Raw genomic sequence first — 18,895 nt, 5'->3', positions numbered from 1 at the left:
CAGGGGAACAGCAAACGCTGCTGATCAGCCCGAAACGCCAACATCCGGCGGTGATACGACTGCGTACACCGGCGTGCTACTGACAGGTGGGGGGTAATGACTGATCTGCGCAGGCTGTTGGTTCCCGCACGGCACGACCACAGCGTTGAGCGCTGAATCGACTACCGCATTGAGAAAGGAAACCGGCATGGGCTGATCTTTTGCTGAGGGAGGTGAATCGGTTGAAACACCGAGCGCCGACTATAACCAGCGCCCGGTCGCAATTGCAACAGGTCAGCCGAACAGCCAATAGCCGAGGGCGGCGAACACCACCACCGCCAGCACTGGGCGCATGGCGCGATAAGCCTTCGGATTGGCACGCTTGAAACGCTTGACCACACCGCTGATGCTATCGCTGAAGCGCTTGCTCCAGGCATAAGCCTGGTTGATCCCGCCGACCCGCTCATCATCGAGGTTCTGCGGCGCGGTGGCGCGGCCGAGGAAGGCGCTGACCCGGCGGTTGACCGCAGTCATGAAGCGGCTGCTCAGCGGACGCTCGATATCGCAGAACAGAATAACCCGGGTCTGCTCGGTTTCATTCTTGACCCAGTGCACGTAGGTCTCGTCGAACATCACGTCTTCACCGTCGCGCCAGGCGTAGACCTGACCATCGACGAAAATCCGGCAATCGTCGGAGTTCGGCGTGGACAACCCCAGGTGATAACGCAGGGAACCGGCAAACGGGTCACGGTGCGGGTTGAGGTGACTGCCACCCGGCAACAGGGCGAACATCGCGCCCTTGACGTTGGGGATCGAGTTCACCAGTGCCACGGTTTTCGGGCAGAGCAGTTCGGCCGACGGCAGGGCCTTGTCGTACCACTTGAGATAGAAACGCTTCCAGCCCTTCTTGAAGAACGAGCCGAAACCGGCGTCGTTGTTCTTCTCGGCGGCGCGGATATAGCCCTCATCAAACAGATGCATGGCCTCTTCGCGGATCACTTCCCAGTTGTCCTTGAGCACATCCAGCTCGGGAAACTTGCTGCGGTCCAGGTAAGGCTTGGACGGTACGCTGGAAAACAGGTACATCAAGGCGTTGTACGGCGCGAACGCGGCGGAATGGTTGACGAATTGGCGCAACAGGGGCAACCGCGCCTTGCCGCGCAGATGCACGTAAAGCGTACTGCCCAGGAACAGCAGCAGGACTGCGGCCTTGGCGGCAAAGGAAAAGGTCATTCAACACTCCTCGAAAATGGGCAACGCACGCGTGGCCTGTACAACTTGACTCACCCGACGTGGCAGCCGGCCATGATAAACATTACCGGCGCCGGGAAAAACCCATGCCTTCACAGATTCAACGTTGCCGATCCGGCAATAAAGCACCTGTTTAACAGGAAACCGCTGAACGGTAGCTGATCCAGATCAGCGGATTTTGCCCTGTCCTCCAAGCCTGAAGCGCCGCTACCCGGCTTACTGCTGAATTTCCTGCTCGCTGAACAGATCGCTGAACAGCATGCTCGACAGGTAACGTTCACCGGAGTCCGGCAACACCACCACGATGGTCTTGCCCTGCATTTCCGGCGTCTGCGCCAGCCGCACGGCAACGGCCATAGCCGCGCCGCAGGAAATCCCGCACAGAATCCCCTCTTCCCGCATCAGCCGCAGGGCCATGGCCTTGGACTCCTCATCGGTGACCAGCTCCACCCGGTCGACCATCGCCAGATCGAGGTTTTTCGGCACGAAACCGGCGCCGATGCCCTGGATCTTGTGCGGGCTGGGCTTGACCTCGGCCCCGGCCAGGGTCTGGCTGATCACCGGCGAGGTGGCCGGCTCCACCGCCACCGAGAGGATCGGCTTGTGTTTGGTCAGCTTGATATAACGGGAAACCCCGGTAATGGTCCCGCCGGTGCCGACACCGGCCACCAGCACATCCACCGCGCCGTCGGTATCGTTCCAGATTTCCGGGCCGGTGGTCTTTTCATGAATGGCCGGGTTGGCCGGGTTGTCGAACTGCGCCGGCATGAAGTACAGGGCCGGATTGCTGGCAACAATCTCCGTGGCCTTTTCGATCGCGCCTTTCATGCCCTTGGCCGGCTCGGTCAACACCAGCTCGGCGCCCAGCGCCTTGAGCACCTTGCGCCGTTCCAGGCTCATGGAGGACGGCATGGTCAGCAGCAGCTTGTAGCCCCGGGCGGCGGCGACGAAGGCCAGGCCGATGCCGGTATTGCCGGAAGTCGGTTCGACAATGGTCATGCCCGGCTTCAATTTTCCGCTGCTTTCCGCGTCCCAGATCATATTGGCGCCGATCCGGCATTTCACCGAATAGCCTGGGTTACGCCCTTCGATCTTGGCCAGGATCGTCACACCCCGAGGCGCGATACGGTTGATCTGAACCAGGGGCGTATTACCGATGGAATGGGCGTTGTCGGCGAAAATACGGCTCATGACGGGGTCCTTTGGGCAACGGTGAGTTGGCTTTCAAGGGTATGCCCCGAGCTGGCGGGCGTCCAGTCATGGCGAACGTATAGCGTTGCCGGGGGTCCATCGCCTATAGACAACCTTCGGGACACCACCATGAAACGTCGTTACAGCTGGCCATTGTGGGGACTGGCGAGCCTGGCCCTGCTGCTGGTGGTCCTGGACCTGGCCCTGCCTTCCCTGGTGCGTCACTATTTGAATGAAAAACTCGCCGATATGGGCGATTACCGCGGCCAGGTGACGGATGTCGACCTGGCCCTGTGGCGCGGCGCCTACAAGATCAACGGCCTGGAGATCGTCAAGGTCACCGGCAAGGTGCCCGTGCCGTTCGTCAAGGCGCCATTGATCGACCTGTCGGTGAGCTGGAAATCCCTGTGGGAAAACCATGCGGTGGTGGCACAGGTGCTGTTCGTCAAACCGGAACTGAACTTCGTCGACGGCGGCGCCAACAACAAACAGGCATCCCAGACCGGTCAAGGCACCGACTGGCGGGCTCAGTTGGGCAAACTGCTGCCCATCACCCTCAATGAGGTGCGCATCACTGACGGGCATATCACCTTCCGTAACTTCAATTCCAAACCGGTGGTCAACCTGCAGGCCACCCAGGTCAATGCCAACCTCTACAACCTGACCAACGTCGTCGACCTCAAGGACCACCGCGACGCCCGTTTCGAGGGCAAGGCCTTGTTGCTCGGGCAAGCGCCCCTGGAAACCAACGCCACCTTCGATCCGCTGAGCAATTTCGAGGATTTCGAATTCCGCCTGCGGGCCACTGGCATTGAATTGCGGCGCGTCAACGACTTCGCTTCGGCCTACGGCAAATTCGATTTCAACGCCGGCAGCGGCGACCTGGTGATCGAGGCCCAGGCCCATAAAGGCCAGCTCACCGGCTATATCAAGCCATTGCTGCATGATGTCGAGGTATTCAACTGGCAACAGGACGTCGAGAACCCGGACAAGAGCATCTTGCGCTCGGTGTGGGAGGCTCTCGTCGGTACCGGCGAAACCCTGTTGAAGAACCAGCAGAAAAACCAGTTCGCCACCCGCGTGGAACTCAGTGGCAGCGTTCACCAGCAGGATATCAGCGCGTTCCAGGCCTTTTTGCAGATCTTGCACAACGGATTTATCCAGGCCTTCAATGCTCGTTACGAACAACCGCAGCCGACGACTGGCCAGAAGCCCTGACCGGGTCAGGATCTGACGCCCCATTCAGAGACTGAATAAGCCGTCTGCGTTCACACTCGACCGGGCGCCGCGTTATAGTCAGGGATGATTTTTTTTCCGCCCGCCCCAAACCGGCCGGCGTTATCGTCCGAGGAATTGCAGATGAAGTTCGAAGGCACCCAGGCCTACGTTGCCACCGATGACCTGAAGCTGGCCGTGAATGCCGCCATCACCCTGGAGCGTCCGCTGCTGGTCAAGGGCGAACCCGGCACCGGCAAGACCATGCTGGCCGAGCAACTGGCCGAATCCTTTGGCGCCAAGCTGATCACCTGGCACATCAAGTCCACCACCAAGGCGCACCAGGGTCTCTACGAGTACGACGCGGTCAGCCGCCTGCGCGACTCGCAGCTGGGCAACGAAAAGGTCCACGACGTTCGCAATTACCTGAAAAAGGGCAAGCTGTGGGAAGCCTTCGAATCCGAAGAGCGGGTGATCCTGCTGATCGACGAAATCGACAAGGCCGACATCGAGTTCCCCAACGACCTGCTGCAAGAACTCGACAAGATGGAGTTCTACGTCTACGAGATCGATGAAACCATCAAGGCGAAAAAACGCCCGATCATCATCATCACCTCCAACAACGAGAAAGAACTGCCGGACGCCTTCCTGCGCCGCTGCTTCTTCCACTACATCGCCTTCCCGGACCGCGTCACCCTGCAGAAGATCGTCGACGTGCATTATCCGAACATCAAGAAGGACCTGGTCAGCGAAGCCCTCGACGTGTTCTTCGACGTGCGCAAGGTCCCGGGCCTGAAGAAAAAGCCCTCGACCTCGGAACTGGTGGACTGGCTGAAACTGCTGATGGCCGACAATATCGGCGAAGCGGTGCTGCGCGAGCGTGATCCGACCAAGGCCATTCCGCCCCTGGCCGGTGCCCTGGTGAAGAACGAACAGGACGTGCAACTGCTTGAGCGCCTGGCCTTCATGAGCCGTCGCGGCAGCCGCTGAGTTCGCTTTTTTCAACAAAAGCGGGGGCGATTGCCATGCTGCTCAACCTGTTCAATGAAATGCGCGCCGCCAAGGTTCCGGTGTCGGTGCGCGAACTGCTCGATCTGATCAACGCACTGAAACAGCGCGTGACCTTCGCCGACATGGACGAGTTCTACTACCTCGCCCGGGCGATCCTGGTGAAGGACGAGCGGCATTTCGACAAATTCGACCGGGCTTTCGGCGCCTACTTCAATGGCCTGGAAAAACTCGACGATCACCTTCAGGCCTTGATTCCCGAAGAATGGTTGCGCAAGGAATTCGAACGCTCGCTGAGCGCCGAGGAACGCGCGCAGATCCAGTCCCTCGGCGGCCTGGACAAGCTGATCGAGGAATTCAAGAAGCGCCTGGAAGAACAGAAGGAACGCCACGCCGGCGGCAACAAATGGATCGGCACCGGCGGTACCAGCCCATTCGGCTCGGGCGGTTTCAACCCCGAAGGCATTCGCGTCGGCGACGCCGGCCAGCGCCAGGGCAAGGCGGTCAAGGTCTGGGACCAGCGCGAGTACAAGAACCTCGACGACCAGGTCGAACTGGGCACGCGCAATATCAAGATCGCCTTGCGTCGCCTGCGCAAGTTCGCGCGCCAGGGCGCGGCGGAAGAACTGGATATCGATGGCACCATCGACCACACCGCTCGCGATGCCGGATTGCTGAATATCCAGATGCGCCCGGAGCGACGCAACACCATCAAGTTGCTGCTGTTGTTCGATATCGGCGGCTCGATGGACGCCCATGTGAAGATCTGCGAGGAGTTGTTCTCGGCCTGCAAGACCGAGTTCAAGCACCTGGAGTACTTCTACTTCCACAACTTCATCTATGAATCGGTGTGGAAGAACAACCTGCGGCGGGGTTCGGAAAGCACGTCGACCCAGGACCTGCTGCACAAGTACGGGGCCGACTACAAAGTGATTTTCGTCGGCGATGCGGCCATGGCCCCCTATGAAATCACCCAGGCCGGTGGCAGCGTCGAGCACTGGAACGAAGAAGCCGGTTATGTGTGGATGCAACGCTTCATGGCCAAGTACAAGAAACTGGTCTGGATCAACCCGTATCCGAAGGACACCTGGAATTACACCGCGTCGACCGGGATCGTTCGGGATCTGGTGGAGGACCAGATGTATCCGCTGACCTTGCGCGGGTTGGAGGAAGGAATGCGGTTTCTGTCCAAGTAGAACCGCATCGACCGGTCCGACGCACGATCCCTGTAGGAGCGAGCTTGCTCGCGATGGTCGTTAACGATGACGCGGGGCACCTGATCCCCCACGGTGCCTGGGCTACCATCGCGAGCAAGCTCGCTCCTACAGGGGGGCGGTGTCAGGCGAACCGGCGCATGAATTCGACCTGCTGCCGATGCGCCGTCTCCTGCACCACCGGCGCCAGCCTGATCTGGGTCCCTGGCAGACATTGCGCCAATCGCGCCAGCGACAATGGCGTCAACGCCCCCAAACGTGGATAACCACCAATGGTCTGCCGGTCGTTGAGCAATACAATCGGCTGCCCATCCGGCGGCACCTGGATCGCTCCCAGGGGAATGCCCTCGGAGATCATCGGCTCGCCCTGATACTTCAACTCCGGCCCCAACAGCCGAATCCCCATGCGATCGGCGCGACTGTCCAGGGTCCAGACACTGTTGAATGCATCGAACAGACTTTGCCCGCTGAACTCACCGATCTGCGCCCCGAGCACCACCTGCAACGGCGCGCTGGAACTGAAATCCGGCACCTGCGCCCCTGACAATCCTCTCGGCGTCGACGCCTCCCCGCGATACTCCAAACGCCCGCCCTTGGCCAAGGGCCGCCCCATACCATCCAGCCCACCGAGTTCCTCACGAACCACACAAGCGGCACTGCCAAGGACCTGCGGCGCGATAAAACCACCCGGCGCCGCCAGATACGCCCGCGCCCCCGACAACGGCTGCGTCAATTGCAGACGCTGGCCTTTCCTCAAGACAAAACTGCACCAGGGTGCCAACGCCTGACCATCCACCCGCGCGCCGAGATCGGCACCGGCCAGGGCCAGGCAGCAATCCTCCTCAGCCACCAGCGTCAGCCCGCCCAGGGTCACCTCCACCACCGCGGCGTCCGGCGCGTTGCCCAGCAGATGGTTGGCCCAGAACATCGATACCCAATCCAACGCGCCGCCCTGGGTCACGCCCAGATGACGCACGCCAAACCGCCCCGCATCCTGCAACAGGCACAGAGGCGTACTCGCCTCGATCGACAGATAGCTCATGCCAAGCCCTCCAATGGCGTGTCATCACCGCCCAACGTAATGAATTCAGCATGATCGATCGCGGCAAAACGCACCGTATCGCCCGGCTGCATCAGGCTATAACCGTCACGTTCACGGTCGAACAGTTTGCTCGGCGTCCGCCCGATCAGGTTCCAGCCCCCCGGGGAAACCACCGGGTAAGCTGCGGTCTGGCGCTCGGCAATGCCCACGCTCCCCGCCGCCACCCGCTTGCGCGGCGTGCTGATCCGCGGCGCGGCCAGTCGTTCGTCGACCAAGCCCATAAAGGCGAACCCCGGGGCAAAACCCAAGGCGAACACTTGATACTCGCGCTCGCTGTGACAGCGAATCACTTCGCTGACCGACCAGCCGCTGCGTTCGGCCAACAAGCCCAGCTCCGGACCGACACTCGGGTCGTACCACACCGGCAACACATGGCATTGACCGCCAGCCCCGGTGCTCGGGGTCAGGTCGGTCAAGGCCTCGGCAATCAGTTCCCGGGCCTGGGACGGGCTCAACGCCAGCAGGTCGTAATGCACCATCAAGGTGGTATAGGACGGCACCAGGTCGATCAGGTGCCCGGCAAATCCAGCCCGCAAACGCTCACCGGCGGCAAGCATCCACGGCATGTTTTCCTCGGCGATCACCTCGAACAGCCGCACCATCAGACAGTCGATCCCGACCACTTCGATCCGTGGCTTCATACGGCAGGCTGCCGATCCAGGGCCTCGCGGATACGCTGCACCGCAGCCACCGAACTGGCGTTGTCGCCGTGCACGCACAGGGTATTGGCCTGCAGGCGCAGCGCACTGCCATCGCTGGCGATAAGGTTGTCACCACGGGCAATGGTCAGAGCCTGCTCGACGATCCGTTCAGGCTCGTGATGCACGGCACCGGGCAACTGCCGGGAGACCAGGCGCCCGGCGCTGTCGTAGGCACGATCGGCAAAAGCCTCGAACCACAACTCGACGCCGTATTCATCGCCCAGGGCCTGGGCCGCGCTGTTGTCGCGCATCGCCAGCAGCATCAACGGCAGGTCCCCGCCGTAGGCGGCAATCGCCTGGATCACCGCCCGCAGTTGCTCGGGATTGACCATCATGTCGTTGTACATCGCGCCGTGGGGCTTGACGTAACTGACCCGGGCGCCCTGCGCCCGGCAGATGCCGTCCAGCGCGCCGATCTGGTAATGCAGCAGATCCTGGATTTCCTGGGGCGTGCAGGCCATGGAGCGGCGGCCGAAACCCACCAGATCGGGATAGGCCGGGTGGGCCCCGATACGCACATCGTTGGCCAGGGCCAGCGTCACCGTCTTGCGCATGATGCTCGGATCGCCCGCGTGATAACCGCAGGCCACATTGGCGCAATCGATAAACGGCATGACCTGCGCATCCAGACCCATGGTCCAGTTGCCATAGCTTTCGCCGATATCGCAATTCAATAACAAGCGGCTCACGGTGGTTGCTCCTGTGGGCTTTTAACTTTTCTTAATGTGGGACTTTTCGCAAATACCCACAGATTACTGCGCTTCGAGTTCCTTGCCACGGGTTTCCGGCAGGCTCAGGGCCGCGAGAATTACCACGCCGTAGGACACGGCGGCAAAAGCGCCGATCCCCAGGCTCAAGGACACTTTCTGGCTGAGCAGGCCGATCAGCAGCGGAAAAAACGCCGCCAATGCCCGCCCGATGTTGTAGCAAAAACCTTGGCCCGAACCGCGAATCCGCGTAGGGAACAGTTCGGTGAGAAACGCGCCCATGCCGCTGAAAATCCCCGAGGCGAAAAAGCCCAGGGGCAAGCCCAGCCAGAGCATGACTTCGTTGCTGACCTGCAGCTGGGTGTACAACAGCACGATAATGAAGGAGCCGACGGCGAACAGGATGAAGTTCTTCTTGCGCCCCAGCAGATCGGTCAGGTACGCGCTGATCACATAACCGATGTAGGAACCGGCGATCACCATGGCCAGGTAACCGCCCGTGCCGAGTACGCTCAGGCCGCGCTCGGTCTTCAGATAGGTCGGCAACCAGGCGGTGATGGCGTAATAACCACCCAGCGCGCCGGTGGTCAACAGGGAAGCCCGCAGGGTCGTACTGAGCATGCCCGGGGCAAAGATCTCGTAGAAGTGCGTCGGGTTGCTCGGGGCTTCCTGGTTCTTGGCCTGGCGATAGACCTCCGGGTCCTTGACCAGGCGCCGAACGAAAATCACAAAGATCGCCGGCACGATGCCCAATACGAACAGGGCACGCCAGGCGTCCTCGGGCGGCAGCAGGGAAAACAACAATGCATAGAGGATCGCGGTCAAACCCCAGCCCAGGGCCCAGCCCGATTGCACCATGCCGACCGCCTTGCCGCGATCCTTGGCGCGGATCACCTCGCCCATCAGCACCGCACCGGCGGTCCATTCCCCGCCGAAACCGAAGCCCATCAAGGTCCGGGCCACCAGCAACTGGTGGTAGTTCTGGGCAAAGCCGCAGAGAAAGGTGAACACGGCAAACCAGAGCACCGTCAGTTGCAGGGTGCGTACCCGGCCGATGCGGTCGGAGAGAATCCCGGCGATCCAGCCACCAAGGGCCGAGGCAATCAGGGTACTGGTGGAAATCAGCCCAGCCTGGCCGGTGGTGAGGCCCCAGAGGGCGATCAGCGTCGGGATGACGAAACTGAGCATCTGGGTGTCCATGCCATCCAGGCCGTAACCGATCTTGCAACTCCAGAACGTACGACGCTCCTGCTGATCGAGGTTGCGATACCAGGTGAAAGGACCGGGTGGGCCCTCGGCTTGGGTGACGTCCAGCGAGCCTGGCGTAGTCATGGGGGGAAGTTCTCCGCATAAAACTTATTGGTATTGTTCTGGCGACCAGCGGGGCATAGGCTTATCGTGCCTGACCGGTCGAAGGCCATTTTTCGTTGGCCGTGCCCTCTGCGTCCAACTAATTAAAGTCCTGCCCTGGCATAAGAAAAAGTTGATTGCATGAACCTCAAATTTCTCGAGACCTTCGTCTGGGTAGCACGACTGAAGAGCTTTCGCCTGACGGCGGACAAGCTCTTCACCACCCAGGCGTCCATTTCCAGCCGTATCGCGGTGCTCGAAGGTGAGCTCGGGGTGAAGCTGTTCCTGCGCGATTCACGCGGCGTCAGCCTGACTCCCGAAGGGCTCAAGGTGCTCGACTATGCCGAGCAGATGATGGACACCATGCAGGCTCTCAAGCATGCCATCGAGATCAGTTCAACCAAGGTCGGGCGCCTGCGCATCGGGGTGATGGACACGGTCATCCATACCTGGCTCAGCCCGTTGGTGGCGCAGATGTCGGATCGTTTTCCGCTGGTGGAAATCGAGCTGGTGGCCGATACCGCGCTGAACCTCTGTGATCAGCTGCAAAAAGGCTTTCTCGACCTGGTGCTGCAAACCGACCTGTTGCGCCAGGAATCGATTCGCAGCCTGAAGCTGATCAGCCACCCGATGGGCTGGGTGGTGGCCAGCAACTCGATCTATAACCGCGAATACGCAAGCCTGGCCGAGATCGCCCGGGAGCGCATCGTGACCTTCTCGAAAAACTCGCGGCCGCATCAGGAAATCCTGGGCCTGATGCAGGTCCATGGCGTGCCGACGCCGCGGCTGAACTGCGTCAACTCGGTGTCGGCGATTACCCGGCTATTGCGTGATGGTTTCGGTATCGGCGCCCTGCCGTCGGTGCTGGTGCGCGAAGAGCTGATGCGCGGCGAGTTGACCTTGCTGGCCTTGGACGTCCGCCCGCCGAACCTGGAAGTGGTGGTGTCCTGGCGGGTCGGCGTGGAGCTGGTGGAGGAGATTGTCGCGCTGTGCCAGGAGGTCTTGCACAGCTATGCGGACAAGATGGGCGAGCAGTATGTGGTCCTGAGCAAGCCCGCCCTCCCCGGTCAATAACCTCGTTCGCGCCGCGCCAGGCGTTCACGCTGGCGCTTGCCGCCCAGCACCACCCAATCCACCAGGCGGAAGAAGCCTTCGATCACGAACGAGAACAACAGCGCCGCACCCATCGCCCAGCCGATCGCCTCGGGCGACAGCAGGACCTGGTAGGTGTAGCCCTGCAAGGTTTCCTGGCGGATATCCGGATCGGCCGCATACGCCACCTGCAACGCGCGTTTGTACCAGGGCCCCTGCATCGCCTGGAACTGGTCGTCCAGCAGGCGCTGACGAGTGAGCAAGTTGCCGAGGCTGTCGGCATCGCTGCGGAACACCGGATCGTCACTGGCGCGATAATGCGCCACCAGGGCCTGCAGATCACCGTTGAAGAATTGCTCGGCGGTCTTCTGGAAACCCTGGAGGTTGGTCTGCGCTTCAATCAGGTGCGCTTCAACCCGCTTGGCGTAGTCATTGATAAAACCCGGTACCTGGACACCGATCAACAGCCCCAGGGTAAACAGAATCAGCCGCAGGTAACTCAACCACATAACGGACTTCCTTATTCGGTTTGGCCCTGGCTGACGCATTCACCGCGTCGCCACAGACTCCATTGGCCCGGTTCGTAGCGGGTCCAGGTTTCGTTTTCGGTCAAAGGTTCGGTGGCGATCACCGTCACCACGTCATTGGGCGTGGTTTCGGCCTGGAAGTCGACGATCACATCGACATCCTTCAACCGCGCCGGCCCGAACGGCGCGCGCCGGGTGATTTGCGCCAACTTGGTCGAGCAATAGCAGAACAGCCAGTCGCCGTCGCTGAGCAGGCAGTTGAACACGCCCTTAGCGCGATATTCGGCACAAGCCTGGACCAGGGACGGCAGCAGCACTTCGATGTCCACCGGCTCCGGAAAGGCCTGGCGCACGCGGTTGAGCAGGTCGCAGAAGGCCGCTTCGCTGTCGGTATCGCCTACCGGACGATAAAAGCTGGTCGTCGGCTGGAAGTCCGCCAACTGGCCATTATGGGCGAAACACCAGTTGCGGCCCCACAGTTCACGGACAAAGGGATGGGTATTGGACAGGCAGACCTTGCCGACATTGGCCTGGCGGATATGCCCGATCACCACTTCGCTCTTGATCGGGTAACGCTGCACCAGGTTCGCGACCTCGGACTCGCAGCTCGCCGCCGGGTCCTGGAACAGCCGCAAGCCACGGCCTTCGTAGAAGGCGATGCCCCAGCCGTCACGATGGGGGCCGGTACGCCCCCCACGCTGCATCAGGCCGGTAAAGCTGAAAACGATATCGGTCGGTACATTGGCGCTCATGCCCAACAATTCACACATGCTCGGACTCTCGCTTCAATGCAGTGACGCGCTTACAGACGCGGTTCGACCCGCGGGCGACCATTGCCACCGGTCGGCGGCTGACGGCCAAAACGCTCGTTGCGCTCGGCTGCGGTGAACGGTTGATCGTCTTCCTCGGGCTCGGTCGCCGGGACAGTGCCAGCCGCAACGGGCTGCGGGCGACGGGCCTTGATGGAGCGCTCGATGGGCCAGCGGATCAGCGCGAAGAGCAGATAGACGCCCACGGCGATCATCAGGTACATGAACAGATCGGAAACCGCGCGCCAGGCGTTGTTGCCGACCTTGAACATCAGGTCCAGGGCTGTAATGGCCACCGCCGGGGCGAATTTTTCCTTCACCGGGTCGATAATGGTCGGGCTGAACAGCAGCACCGCCATCACCACCCGCAGCGGCTCCCGCAGCCAGCGCCAGATCCAGCGGGTCAGGCGAAACCACACCAACAAGCAGCCCAAGGCGGCGAAGGCGTAGCAGCCCCAGGCGATCAAATAGTCGTTCTCGGTCATGGTGTCCATGGCAAGGCTGGCAAGTAGACGCTTATGATAACGGCTTTTCGCCGGTCCGGCTGCCCCGCCGTCAGCGATCAGCCAACAGAGAGTTGCCCATGTCCTTCGATAGCAACGTCAACAGCGCCCCGATTGCCCGCCGCGACGCGGGCGCGGACCCTTACGCCTGGTTGCAGGAACGCGACAGCGATGCCGTGCTCGACTACCTCAAGGCCGAAAACAGCTACCAGGAAGCGCAACTGGCCGATCAAGGCAAACTGCGCGAAAGCCTGTTCGAGGAGATCAAGGCGCGGATTCTCGAAACCGACCTGTCCCTGCCCTCGCCCTGGGGACCGTTCCTGTACTACACCCGCACCACCGCCGGCGACGAATACCCGCGGCATTACCGCTGCCCGCGTCCGGCCGATGGCAGTCTGACGGTGGATGAAAGCGCCGAAACCCTGCTGCTCGACCCCAACATACTGGCCAAGGGCGGCTTCTTCTCCCTCGGTGCCTTCAGCGTCAGCCCGGATCACCAACGCCTGGCCTACAGCCTCGACACCAGCGGCGAAGAAGTCTATCGCCTGTACGTCAAGGAGCTCGACAGCGGCGCGGTCAGCGAACTGCCGTTCGAGGACTGCGATGGCAGCATGACCTGGGCCAACGACAGCCAGACGCTGTTTTTTGCCGAACTGGACGACACCCATCGGCCCCACAAGCTGTACCGCCACCGCCTCGGCGACAGCACGGCCGAGGAAGTCCTGCACGAAGCCGATGGGCGCTTCTTCCTGCACTGCTACCGCAGCAGTTCCGAACGCCAACTGGTGGTGCTGCTCAATAGCAAGACCACCAGCGAAGCCTGGGCCCTGGACGCCGATACCCCGACCCAGGCCTTTACCTGCCTGGCGCCACGGGTCGAAGGCCACGAGTACTTCGTCGACCACGGCCAGCACCAGGAACAGTGGAGCTGGTTTATCCGCAGCAACCAGGACGGCATCAACTTCGCCCTGTTTCATGCCCCGGACCACGGTGTGCCGGGCCGCGACGACTGGCAATTACTGGTGCCCCACGACGACCAGGTGATGCTCGAAGGCCTGACCCTGAACGCCTCGGCCCTGTGCCTGAGCCTGCGTGAAGGTGGCTTGCCGATCATCGAGGTGCGCCCCCAGGGCCTGCCGAGCTATCGCGTGCAACTGCCGGATGCCGCCTACAGCCTCTATGTGCAGGACAGCCTGGAATTCACCAGCCAGACCATCCGCCTGCGTTACGAGGCCCTCAATCGGCCGGCCCAGATCCGCCAACTGACCCTGGCCAGCGGCGAACAGAGCGTCCTCAAGCAGACCCCGGTGCTGGGCGATTTCGACCCCGATGCCTACGTCAGCCAGCGTCTCTGGGCCACCGCCGCGGACGGCACCCAGGTGCCCATCAGCCTGGTGGTCAAGCGCGAACTGCAAGGCCATGCCACCCCGCTCTATCTCTACGGCTACGGCGCCTACGGCGAAAGCCTCGATCCGTGGTTTTCCCACGCCCGCCTGAGCCTGCTGGAGCGCGGCATGGCCTTCGCCATCGCCCATGTGCGCGGCGGCGGCGAACTGGGCGAAGCCTGGTATCGCGCCGGCAAGCAGGCGCACAAGCAGAACACCTTCGACGACTTTATCGCCTGCGCCGAGCACCTGATCGCCGAAGGCCTGACCACCTCGAAACAACTGGCCATCAGCGGCGGCAGTGCCGGCGGCCTGTTGATCGGTGCCGTGCTCAACCAGCGCCCGGAGCTGTTCCAGGCCGCCATCGCCGAAGTGCCGTTCGTCGATGTGCTGAACACCATGCTCGACCCGGACCTGCCGCTGACCGTCACCGAATACGACGAATGGGGCAACCCCGAGGAGCCCGAGGTGTACGCGCGGATCAAGGCCTACGCACCGTATGAAAACGTCCGCGCCCAGGCCTACCCGGCCGCCCTGGTGATCGCCGGCTACAACGACAGTCGCGTGCAATACTGGGAAGCGGCCAAGTGGGTAGCGAAACTGCGCGCCACGAAAACCGACGAGCATCTACTCTTGCTCAAGACCGAACTGGACGCTGGCCATGGTGGCATGAGCGGTCGTTATCAGGGATTACGTGACGTAGCCCTCGAATACGCCTTCGTGTTCAAGGTTCTCGGCCTGGTCTGAGGAACTCTGCCCGGCCCCCTTGTCTTAACCCTGGGCCGCCGGGCTTTAATGCCCGCACAGAACAACAGGCAACAAGAAAAGACCGTGAGCCATGTCAGAACCGACCTTACTGAATAACGAAATCCGCGACATGCTGATGGACAGCGGTTTGTTCGCCAGCCTGCTGCCTGCGGATTGCCTCGCCGCTGCCGGCTATTTCAGCATCAGCAGCGTCGCCAAGGGCGAAGCCATCTTCAATGAGGGGGATGCCGGGACCTTCATGTGCATCATTCACTACGGCAGCGTGAATGTGCAGAAGAGCAACGCCGAGGGTCAACCGGTGGTGATCGCCACCCTGCGCGCCGGCCGGGCCTTTGGCGAGATGGCGGTGCTCGATGGCGAGCGGCGCTCGGCCAGTTGCGTGGCCGCCAGTGATTGCCAGTTACTCAACCTGGGCAAGGATTCCCTGGAAAAGATGCTCAACGATGCGCCGAAGATCGCCGCCAAGATCATCCGTGCCATCGCCATTGCGCTGTCCAGGCGACTGCGCATGGCGGACGGCCAACTGCTCTCGCAACAGATCTAGCTGGAGGTCTCCTTCGCCTTATCCGTCTTGTCGCTTTTATCGTTCTTGTCCGTCTTGTCGTTCTGTTCCGGGCCCGGCTGGGTCTGGTCCTTGGGCGGCTGCGGCAACTCGATGCTGGGCAGCGGCTCGCCGGGTTTTGGCGGTGTGCGCGGGGTGATCTGCGGGGACGGCGTCGGGGTCGCCGTGCTCGGCGCTCCCGGTTTCGGCGTGACCGGTACCGGCGAGAGATCCTCGGCCCGTACCGTGGTAATGGTGAGCGCGGTCAATGCAATGACCGCTACAATAGCGCGTTTCATCAATGGCTCCGTTGCCAGACTTCTCTGTCTGCCATCAGGCTACTCGCAACGCGGCTATTTTGCCCCTCCCAATGAGATTTCCATGAAACGTTTCGTTCTGCTGGACACCGCTCCGATTCCTGAAAACGGCGGTGCCCTGTGCCTGTTCGAGTATGGCGAAGACTTCGTGATCAAGATCCAGGGCGGTGACGGCGGGCAATTGATGAACACCCGCATGCACGGCTCCGAAGATGCCCTGGCGGAAATTCCCTGCCGCAAGGTCGCCGGCCGGCCGCAATCGCGGGTGCTGATCGGCGGCCTCGGCATGGGCTTCACCCTGGCCGCGGCCCTCAAGCACCTGGGCAAGACCGCCGAAGTCGTGGTCGCGGAACTGGTGCCCGGCGTCGTCGAATGGAACCGCGGCCCGCTGGGAGAAAAAGCCGGCCGGCCGCTGGATGACCCGCGCACGGTGATCCGCCTGGAAGACGTGGCCAAGGTCCTGCAGGCCGAGCCCAATGGCTTTGATGCGATCATGCTCGATGTCGACAACGGTCCCGAAGGCCTGACCCAGAGAGCCAACAGCTGGCTCTACTCGGCGGGCGGCCTGAGCGCCTGTGCCAAGGCCCTGCGGCCCAAGGGCGTGCTGGCGGTGTGGTCGGCCAGCGCCGACAGCCACTTCTGCGACAAGCTGCGCAAGGCCGGCTTCAAGGCCGAGGAAGTCCAGGTCTATGCCCACGGCAACAAGGGCACGCGCCACACCATCTGGATCGCCGAGAAGCTCAAGAACTGAGCTAAACTTTGCCGCATAACCGTCATTAACCTATTCGACAAGGTGAACCCATGAGTTCGGCCAACCCTCCCTCCCATACCGCCAAGCTGGACCGCATCCTGGCCGATGCGAAACGCGATAAAGAGATGGGCTATCGCGACAAGGCACTGAAGATGTATCCGCACGTGTGTGGTCGCTGCGCCCGTGAATTTTCCGGCAAGCGCCTGAGCGAGCTTACCGTGCACCACCGCGACCACAACCATGACAACAACCCGCAGGACGGTTCCAACTGGGAACTGCTGTGCCTGTTCTGCCATGACAACGAGCACTCGCGCTACACCGACCAGCAATACTTCGGCGACGGCTCCCTGAGCAGCCCGAAGATCGCCAAGGCCACCCACAACCCGTTCGCGGCGCTGGCCGGGCTGATGAAGAAAGACGGGTAAAAGCTACACCGTGAATCGCTGAACCAGCACGTTCAGGTCGCCCCCCAGGCGCGACAGTTCGAGGCTCGCCGTCGCCGTGCGGGCACTTGACTGCGCCGATTCGTCGGCGATATCGCGCACGCGGGCCAGATTGCCGCTGATCTGTTCGCAGGCGCGGGTTTGCTGATCGGCAGCCGTGGCAATCTGTGAGTTCATCGACTGGATCAACGACGCCGACTGGCGAATTTCACTGAGCACGCCACCGGCCTCACGGGCCAGGACCACACTGGACAGGCTCATGTCCTGGCTCTGGCGCATGATCGCCGTGGCCTGTTCGGTACCGCCATGCAGGGCCGCGATCAACCCCTCGATTTCCTCGGTGGAACGCTGGGTACGCTGGGCCAGCGCCCGCACCTCATCGGCCACCACTGCAAAGCCCCGCCCGGCGTCACCTGCGCGAGCCGCTTCGATGGCGGCGTTGAGGGCCAGTAGATTGGTCTGCTCCGCCACCTCGCGGATCACCCCGAACACCCCGCCGATACGTTCACCGTCTTCACGCAGACGCTCCATCGCCAGGGCGGAACGATCGACGTTGAGTACCAGGGCTTCAAAGTGCTCGATCGCCTGGGTCACCACGCGGTTGCCCTCGACGCTGCGCCGCTCGGCCGCCTGCGCCGCCTCCGAGGCCTGCTGCGCGTTACGGGCGATATGCTGGGCACTGTCGACCATTTCACCCATGGCGCCGGCAACCTCTTCGGTCTGCTGGCGCTGCTGCGAGACTCCCGCGCTGCTATGGGCGGTGATCGTCGACAAGCCTTCGGCGGCCTGGGTCAGTTGACGCGTGCCTGCGCCGATGCTGCCGATCAGTTGGCGCAGGTGCCCGGCCATTTCCCGCATGGCCGTCATCATCTGCCCCAGTTCGTCACGCCGATGGCTTTCCAGGTTACCGGTCAGGTCGCCCGAGGCGATCTGCCGGGCCAGGGTCAGGGTCCGCTTGAGCGGCGGAACGATCTGCCGGGTCATGGCCCAGGCCGACAGCAAGCCCAGCAACAGCGCCAACCCGCCCGCCAGCAACAGCTCGCTACGGGCCATCCGTACATCGTGAGCGCGTCCCTGTAGTTGCAGTTGATAGACCGCCGCACTCAGTTGCTGCAAGTCCCCCGCCTGCGCCAGCATCGCCTGCTTGGCCTGCTGGCTCTTGAGCACGCTGGCGCTGAAGTCCACGACCCGATCCTGGTAGATCACCGCCGCCTGCAACGCGCCCAGCAAGGGTGTCTGTAAAGCATCACCGGGCAGTTGCCCGTACAAGTCGTTGCCCTGCACGCGAATGCGGTCGGCCATCTGCGAAACGCGCAACTGCGCCTCGGGTTGTGGATCGGCGATATACAAACGCACCTGATCGCGCAATTGCGCCATCAGCCATTGCAGCTCGGCCACCGCCTGCGCCTGATCGATGGTGACCGCCGGATCGCTGCGCATCTGCTGGAAGAGTTGGGTACGCAAACGCGTCAACTGCTCGGCGATAGTCTCCATCACCGGCACCATGGCCTTCTCCGCCTCCCGGGCCTGGCGCCGGGCCGCGACGAACTCGGCAAAACTCTGTTGATAGGCCCGGGCCACCTCGCGGATACGTGTGAGAGTCGTCTGTGCGTCGGTTTCCAGGCTCATCTGCAACTTGTCGACACCGGCATACAACGCCTGCATCTGCCCGGCATAGGCGTCGACCGCCGCGCTTTGCCCGGTGCGGTCGAATTCGTTTTCCTGCAGGCGCACGGCAGCGATCTGGGTGTCCAGCGAGACACTGTCCACCAACGCCTCGCTGCGCATTGTCAGTTGCCCGATGCTGTACCAGGCAATCGCACTCAGCAGCGCCGTGAGCAGCAACACGATGCCAAACCCCAGGGTCAACTTGCGACGTACCGAAGCGCCCATCAACCAGTCAGCGACCATAACGAACTCTCCTGTGAAGCCGTCAACCGGCGAGGCAATGCGCCAAATGCCTTGAGGCACGTCGAGATGCCAGGCATTCTAAATCGAACGATCTAAAACACAAGGCCAAGATTTTTTCAAACGTTTGTAA

Annotated in this window: 19 protein-coding genes and 1 pseudogene; 9 read left to right on the top strand and 11 right to left on the bottom strand. The window is 62.0% G+C overall.

The window, feature by feature from the left end:
* Positions 1 to 273: 273 nt before the first annotated feature.
* Both M5C71_RS11820 and cysK read right to left on the bottom strand, forming a co-directional pair.
* On the bottom strand, positions 274 to 1,212 hold the full coding sequence (locus M5C71_RS11820) for an aspartyl/asparaginyl beta-hydroxylase domain-containing protein (RefSeq protein ID WP_103498698.1): 939 nt from the start codon (positions 1,210 to 1,212) through the stop codon (positions 274 to 276).
* Between the two features lie 234 nt (positions 1,213 to 1,446).
* Positions 1,447 to 2,421 (bottom strand): cysteine synthase A, encoded by a 975-nt coding sequence (cysK, locus tag M5C71_RS11815; RefSeq protein ID WP_103498697.1) that lies wholly within the window; start codon positions 2,419 to 2,421, stop codon positions 1,447 to 1,449.
* A 129-nt stretch (positions 2,422 to 2,550) separates the two neighbouring features.
* On the opposite strand from cysK, the gene M5C71_RS11810 reads away from it, so the two are divergent.
* From M5C71_RS11810 to M5C71_RS33730, 4 genes and pseudogenes are all read left to right on the top strand, one after another.
* Entirely contained in the window at positions 2,551 to 3,639 is a 1,089-nt protein-coding gene (locus M5C71_RS11810; RefSeq protein ID WP_103498696.1) for a DUF748 domain-containing protein, read from the top strand.
* Positions 3,640 to 3,780: 141 nt separating this feature from the next.
* Positions 3,781 to 4,626, top strand: coding sequence for a MoxR family ATPase (locus tag M5C71_RS11805; protein WP_100938900.1), 846 nt, complete (start codon positions 3,781 to 3,783; stop codon positions 4,624 to 4,626).
* A gap of 35 nt (positions 4,627 to 4,661) precedes the next feature.
* Entirely contained in the window at positions 4,662 to 5,840 is a 1,179-nt protein-coding gene (locus M5C71_RS11800) for a VWA domain-containing protein (protein ID WP_103498695.1), read from the top strand.
* A gap of 53 nt (positions 5,841 to 5,893) precedes the next feature.
* Positions 5,894 to 5,971, top strand: a pseudogene (locus tag M5C71_RS33730) (outer membrane lipoprotein carrier protein LolA); the annotation flags it as partial.
* 11 nt (positions 5,972 to 5,982) lie between these two features.
* Here M5C71_RS33730 and M5C71_RS11795 read toward each other — a convergent pair.
* The 4 genes from M5C71_RS11795 to M5C71_RS11780 form a co-directional block, all read right to left on the bottom strand.
* Positions 5,983 to 6,900, bottom strand: a complete 918-nt coding sequence (locus M5C71_RS11795; RefSeq protein WP_152738305.1) for a biotin-dependent carboxyltransferase family protein — start codon at positions 6,898 to 6,900, stop codon at positions 5,983 to 5,985.
* A complete protein-coding gene (pxpB, locus tag M5C71_RS11790) occupies positions 6,897 to 7,601 on the bottom strand; it encodes a 5-oxoprolinase subunit PxpB (protein ID WP_248767904.1) in 705 nt (234 codons plus the stop codon). The genes M5C71_RS11795 and pxpB overlap by 4 nt, the downstream gene beginning before the upstream one ends.
* Positions 7,598 to 8,350, bottom strand: a complete 753-nt coding sequence (locus tag M5C71_RS11785; protein ID WP_248767903.1) for a 5-oxoprolinase subunit PxpA — start codon at positions 8,348 to 8,350, stop codon at positions 7,598 to 7,600. Before M5C71_RS11785 ends, pxpB begins: the two co-directional genes overlap by 4 nt.
* Positions 8,351 to 8,413: 63 nt before the next feature.
* Positions 8,414 to 9,700 carry an MFS transporter gene (locus M5C71_RS11780; protein WP_103498691.1) on the bottom strand — a complete coding sequence of 429 codons (1,287 nt, stop codon included), beginning with the start codon at positions 9,698 to 9,700 and terminating at the stop codon, positions 8,414 to 8,416.
* Positions 9,701 to 9,859: 159 nt separating this feature from the next.
* Here M5C71_RS11780 and M5C71_RS11775 point away from each other — a divergent pair, with 159 nt between their 5' ends.
* Positions 9,860 to 10,792: a LysR family transcriptional regulator gene (locus M5C71_RS11775; protein ID WP_103498690.1), complete on the top strand. Its 933-nt coding sequence runs from the start codon at positions 9,860 to 9,862 to the stop codon at positions 10,790 to 10,792.
* Here M5C71_RS11775 and M5C71_RS11770 read toward each other — a convergent pair.
* Genes M5C71_RS11770 through M5C71_RS11760 form a run of 3 tightly spaced genes read right to left on the bottom strand, consistent with a single transcriptional unit; the run spans position 10,786 to position 12,631 of the window.
* Positions 10,786 to 11,319, bottom strand: coding sequence for a DUF2937 family protein (locus M5C71_RS11770; RefSeq protein WP_103498689.1), 534 nt, complete (start codon positions 11,317 to 11,319; stop codon positions 10,786 to 10,788). The genes M5C71_RS11775 and M5C71_RS11770 overlap by 7 nt on opposite strands.
* A gap of 11 nt (positions 11,320 to 11,330) precedes the next feature.
* Positions 11,331 to 12,107: a class II glutamine amidotransferase gene (locus M5C71_RS11765; RefSeq protein ID WP_248767902.1), complete on the bottom strand. Its 777-nt coding sequence runs from the start codon at positions 12,105 to 12,107 to the stop codon at positions 11,331 to 11,333.
* Between the two features lie 32 nt (positions 12,108 to 12,139).
* Positions 12,140 to 12,631 carry an MFS transporter gene (locus M5C71_RS11760; RefSeq protein ID WP_248745052.1) on the bottom strand — a complete coding sequence of 164 codons (492 nt, stop codon included), beginning with the start codon at positions 12,629 to 12,631 and terminating at the stop codon, positions 12,140 to 12,142.
* Positions 12,632 to 12,729: 98 nt separating this feature from the next.
* On the opposite strand from M5C71_RS11760, the gene M5C71_RS11755 reads away from it, so the two are divergent.
* The gene (locus tag M5C71_RS11755) at positions 12,730 to 14,781 is read left to right on the top strand and encodes a S9 family peptidase (protein WP_248767901.1); all 2,052 of its coding nucleotides are present in this window, start codon (positions 12,730 to 12,732) and stop codon (positions 14,779 to 14,781) included.
* 91 nt (positions 14,782 to 14,872) lie between these two features.
* Positions 14,873 to 15,346 (top strand): cyclic nucleotide-binding domain-containing protein, encoded by a 474-nt coding sequence (locus M5C71_RS11750; RefSeq protein WP_152738293.1) that lies wholly within the window; start codon positions 14,873 to 14,875, stop codon positions 15,344 to 15,346.
* Here the strand turns inward: M5C71_RS11750 and M5C71_RS11745 are convergent.
* Complete coding sequence (locus M5C71_RS11745; protein WP_103498684.1) at positions 15,343 to 15,642, bottom strand: hypothetical protein; 300 nt, start codon at positions 15,640 to 15,642, stop codon at positions 15,343 to 15,345. The genes M5C71_RS11750 and M5C71_RS11745 overlap by 4 nt on opposite strands.
* A gap of 82 nt (positions 15,643 to 15,724) precedes the next feature.
* On the opposite strand from M5C71_RS11745, the gene M5C71_RS11740 reads away from it, so the two are divergent.
* Together M5C71_RS11740 and M5C71_RS11735 are read left to right on the top strand one after the other, a co-directional pair.
* The gene (locus M5C71_RS11740) at positions 15,725 to 16,411 is read left to right on the top strand and encodes a hypothetical protein (RefSeq protein WP_248767900.1); all 687 of its coding nucleotides are present in this window, start codon (positions 15,725 to 15,727) and stop codon (positions 16,409 to 16,411) included.
* Between the two features lie 50 nt (positions 16,412 to 16,461).
* Positions 16,462 to 16,836: a YajD family HNH nuclease gene (locus tag M5C71_RS11735; RefSeq protein ID WP_248767899.1), complete on the top strand. Its 375-nt coding sequence runs from the start codon at positions 16,462 to 16,464 to the stop codon at positions 16,834 to 16,836.
* 3 nt (positions 16,837 to 16,839) lie between these two features.
* Here the strand turns inward: M5C71_RS11735 and M5C71_RS11730 are convergent, their stop codons facing one another.
* A complete protein-coding gene (locus M5C71_RS11730; protein WP_103498681.1) occupies positions 16,840 to 18,765 on the bottom strand; it encodes a methyl-accepting chemotaxis protein in 1,926 nt (641 codons plus the stop codon).
* Positions 18,766 to 18,895 lie beyond the last annotated feature (130 nt).

The organism is Pseudomonas sp. MWU12-2345, from assembly GCF_023242385.1.
Classification (GTDB): domain Bacteria; phylum Pseudomonadota; class Gammaproteobacteria; order Pseudomonadales; family Pseudomonadaceae; genus Aquipseudomonas; species Aquipseudomonas gingeri_D.
This window is presented reverse-complemented; position numbering and strand designations above follow the sequence as displayed.

Excerpts from the sequence above, each read along its gene's own strand:
- M5C71_RS11745 (WP_103498684.1), bottom strand. The coding sequence starts at position 15,642 with ATGAAACGCGCTATTGTAGCGGTCATTGCATTGACCGCGCTCACCATT.
- M5C71_RS11765 (WP_248767902.1), bottom strand. The coding sequence starts at position 12,107 with ATGTGTGAATTGTTGGGCATGAGCGCCAATGTACCGACCGATATCGTT.
- M5C71_RS11805 (WP_100938900.1), top strand. The coding sequence starts at position 3,781 with ATGAAGTTCGAAGGCACCCAGGCCTACGTTGCCACCGATGACCTGAAG.
- pxpB (WP_248767904.1), bottom strand. The coding sequence starts at position 7,601 with ATGAAGCCACGGATCGAAGTGGTCGGGATCGACTGTCTGATGGTGCGG.
- M5C71_RS11730 (WP_103498681.1), bottom strand. The coding sequence starts at position 18,765 with ATGGTCGCTGACTGGTTGATGGGCGCTTCGGTACGTCGCAAGTTGACC.
- cysK (WP_103498697.1), bottom strand. The coding sequence starts at position 2,421 with ATGAGCCGTATTTTCGCCGACAACGCCCATTCCATCGGTAATACGCCC.
- M5C71_RS11755 (WP_248767901.1), top strand. The coding sequence starts at position 12,730 with ATGTCCTTCGATAGCAACGTCAACAGCGCCCCGATTGCCCGCCGCGAC.
- M5C71_RS11735 (WP_248767899.1), top strand. The coding sequence starts at position 16,462 with ATGAGTTCGGCCAACCCTCCCTCCCATACCGCCAAGCTGGACCGCATC.
- M5C71_RS11795 (WP_152738305.1), bottom strand. The coding sequence starts at position 6,900 with ATGAGCTATCTGTCGATCGAGGCGAGTACGCCTCTGTGCCTGTTGCAG.
- M5C71_RS11750 (WP_152738293.1), top strand. The coding sequence starts at position 14,873 with ATGTCAGAACCGACCTTACTGAATAACGAAATCCGCGACATGCTGATG.
- M5C71_RS11820 (WP_103498698.1), bottom strand. The coding sequence starts at position 1,212 with ATGACCTTTTCCTTTGCCGCCAAGGCCGCAGTCCTGCTGCTGTTCCTG.
- M5C71_RS11740 (WP_248767900.1), top strand. The coding sequence starts at position 15,725 with ATGAAACGTTTCGTTCTGCTGGACACCGCTCCGATTCCTGAAAACGGC.
- M5C71_RS11780 (WP_103498691.1), bottom strand. The coding sequence starts at position 9,700 with ATGACTACGCCAGGCTCGCTGGACGTCACCCAAGCCGAGGGCCCACCC.
- M5C71_RS11770 (WP_103498689.1), bottom strand. The coding sequence starts at position 11,319 with ATGTGGTTGAGTTACCTGCGGCTGATTCTGTTTACCCTGGGGCTGTTG.
- M5C71_RS11760 (WP_248745052.1), bottom strand. The coding sequence starts at position 12,631 with ATGACCGAGAACGACTATTTGATCGCCTGGGGCTGCTACGCCTTCGCC.
- M5C71_RS11775 (WP_103498690.1), top strand. The coding sequence starts at position 9,860 with ATGAACCTCAAATTTCTCGAGACCTTCGTCTGGGTAGCACGACTGAAG.
- M5C71_RS11810 (WP_103498696.1), top strand. The coding sequence starts at position 2,551 with ATGAAACGTCGTTACAGCTGGCCATTGTGGGGACTGGCGAGCCTGGCC.
- M5C71_RS11800 (WP_103498695.1), top strand. The coding sequence starts at position 4,662 with ATGCTGCTCAACCTGTTCAATGAAATGCGCGCCGCCAAGGTTCCGGTG.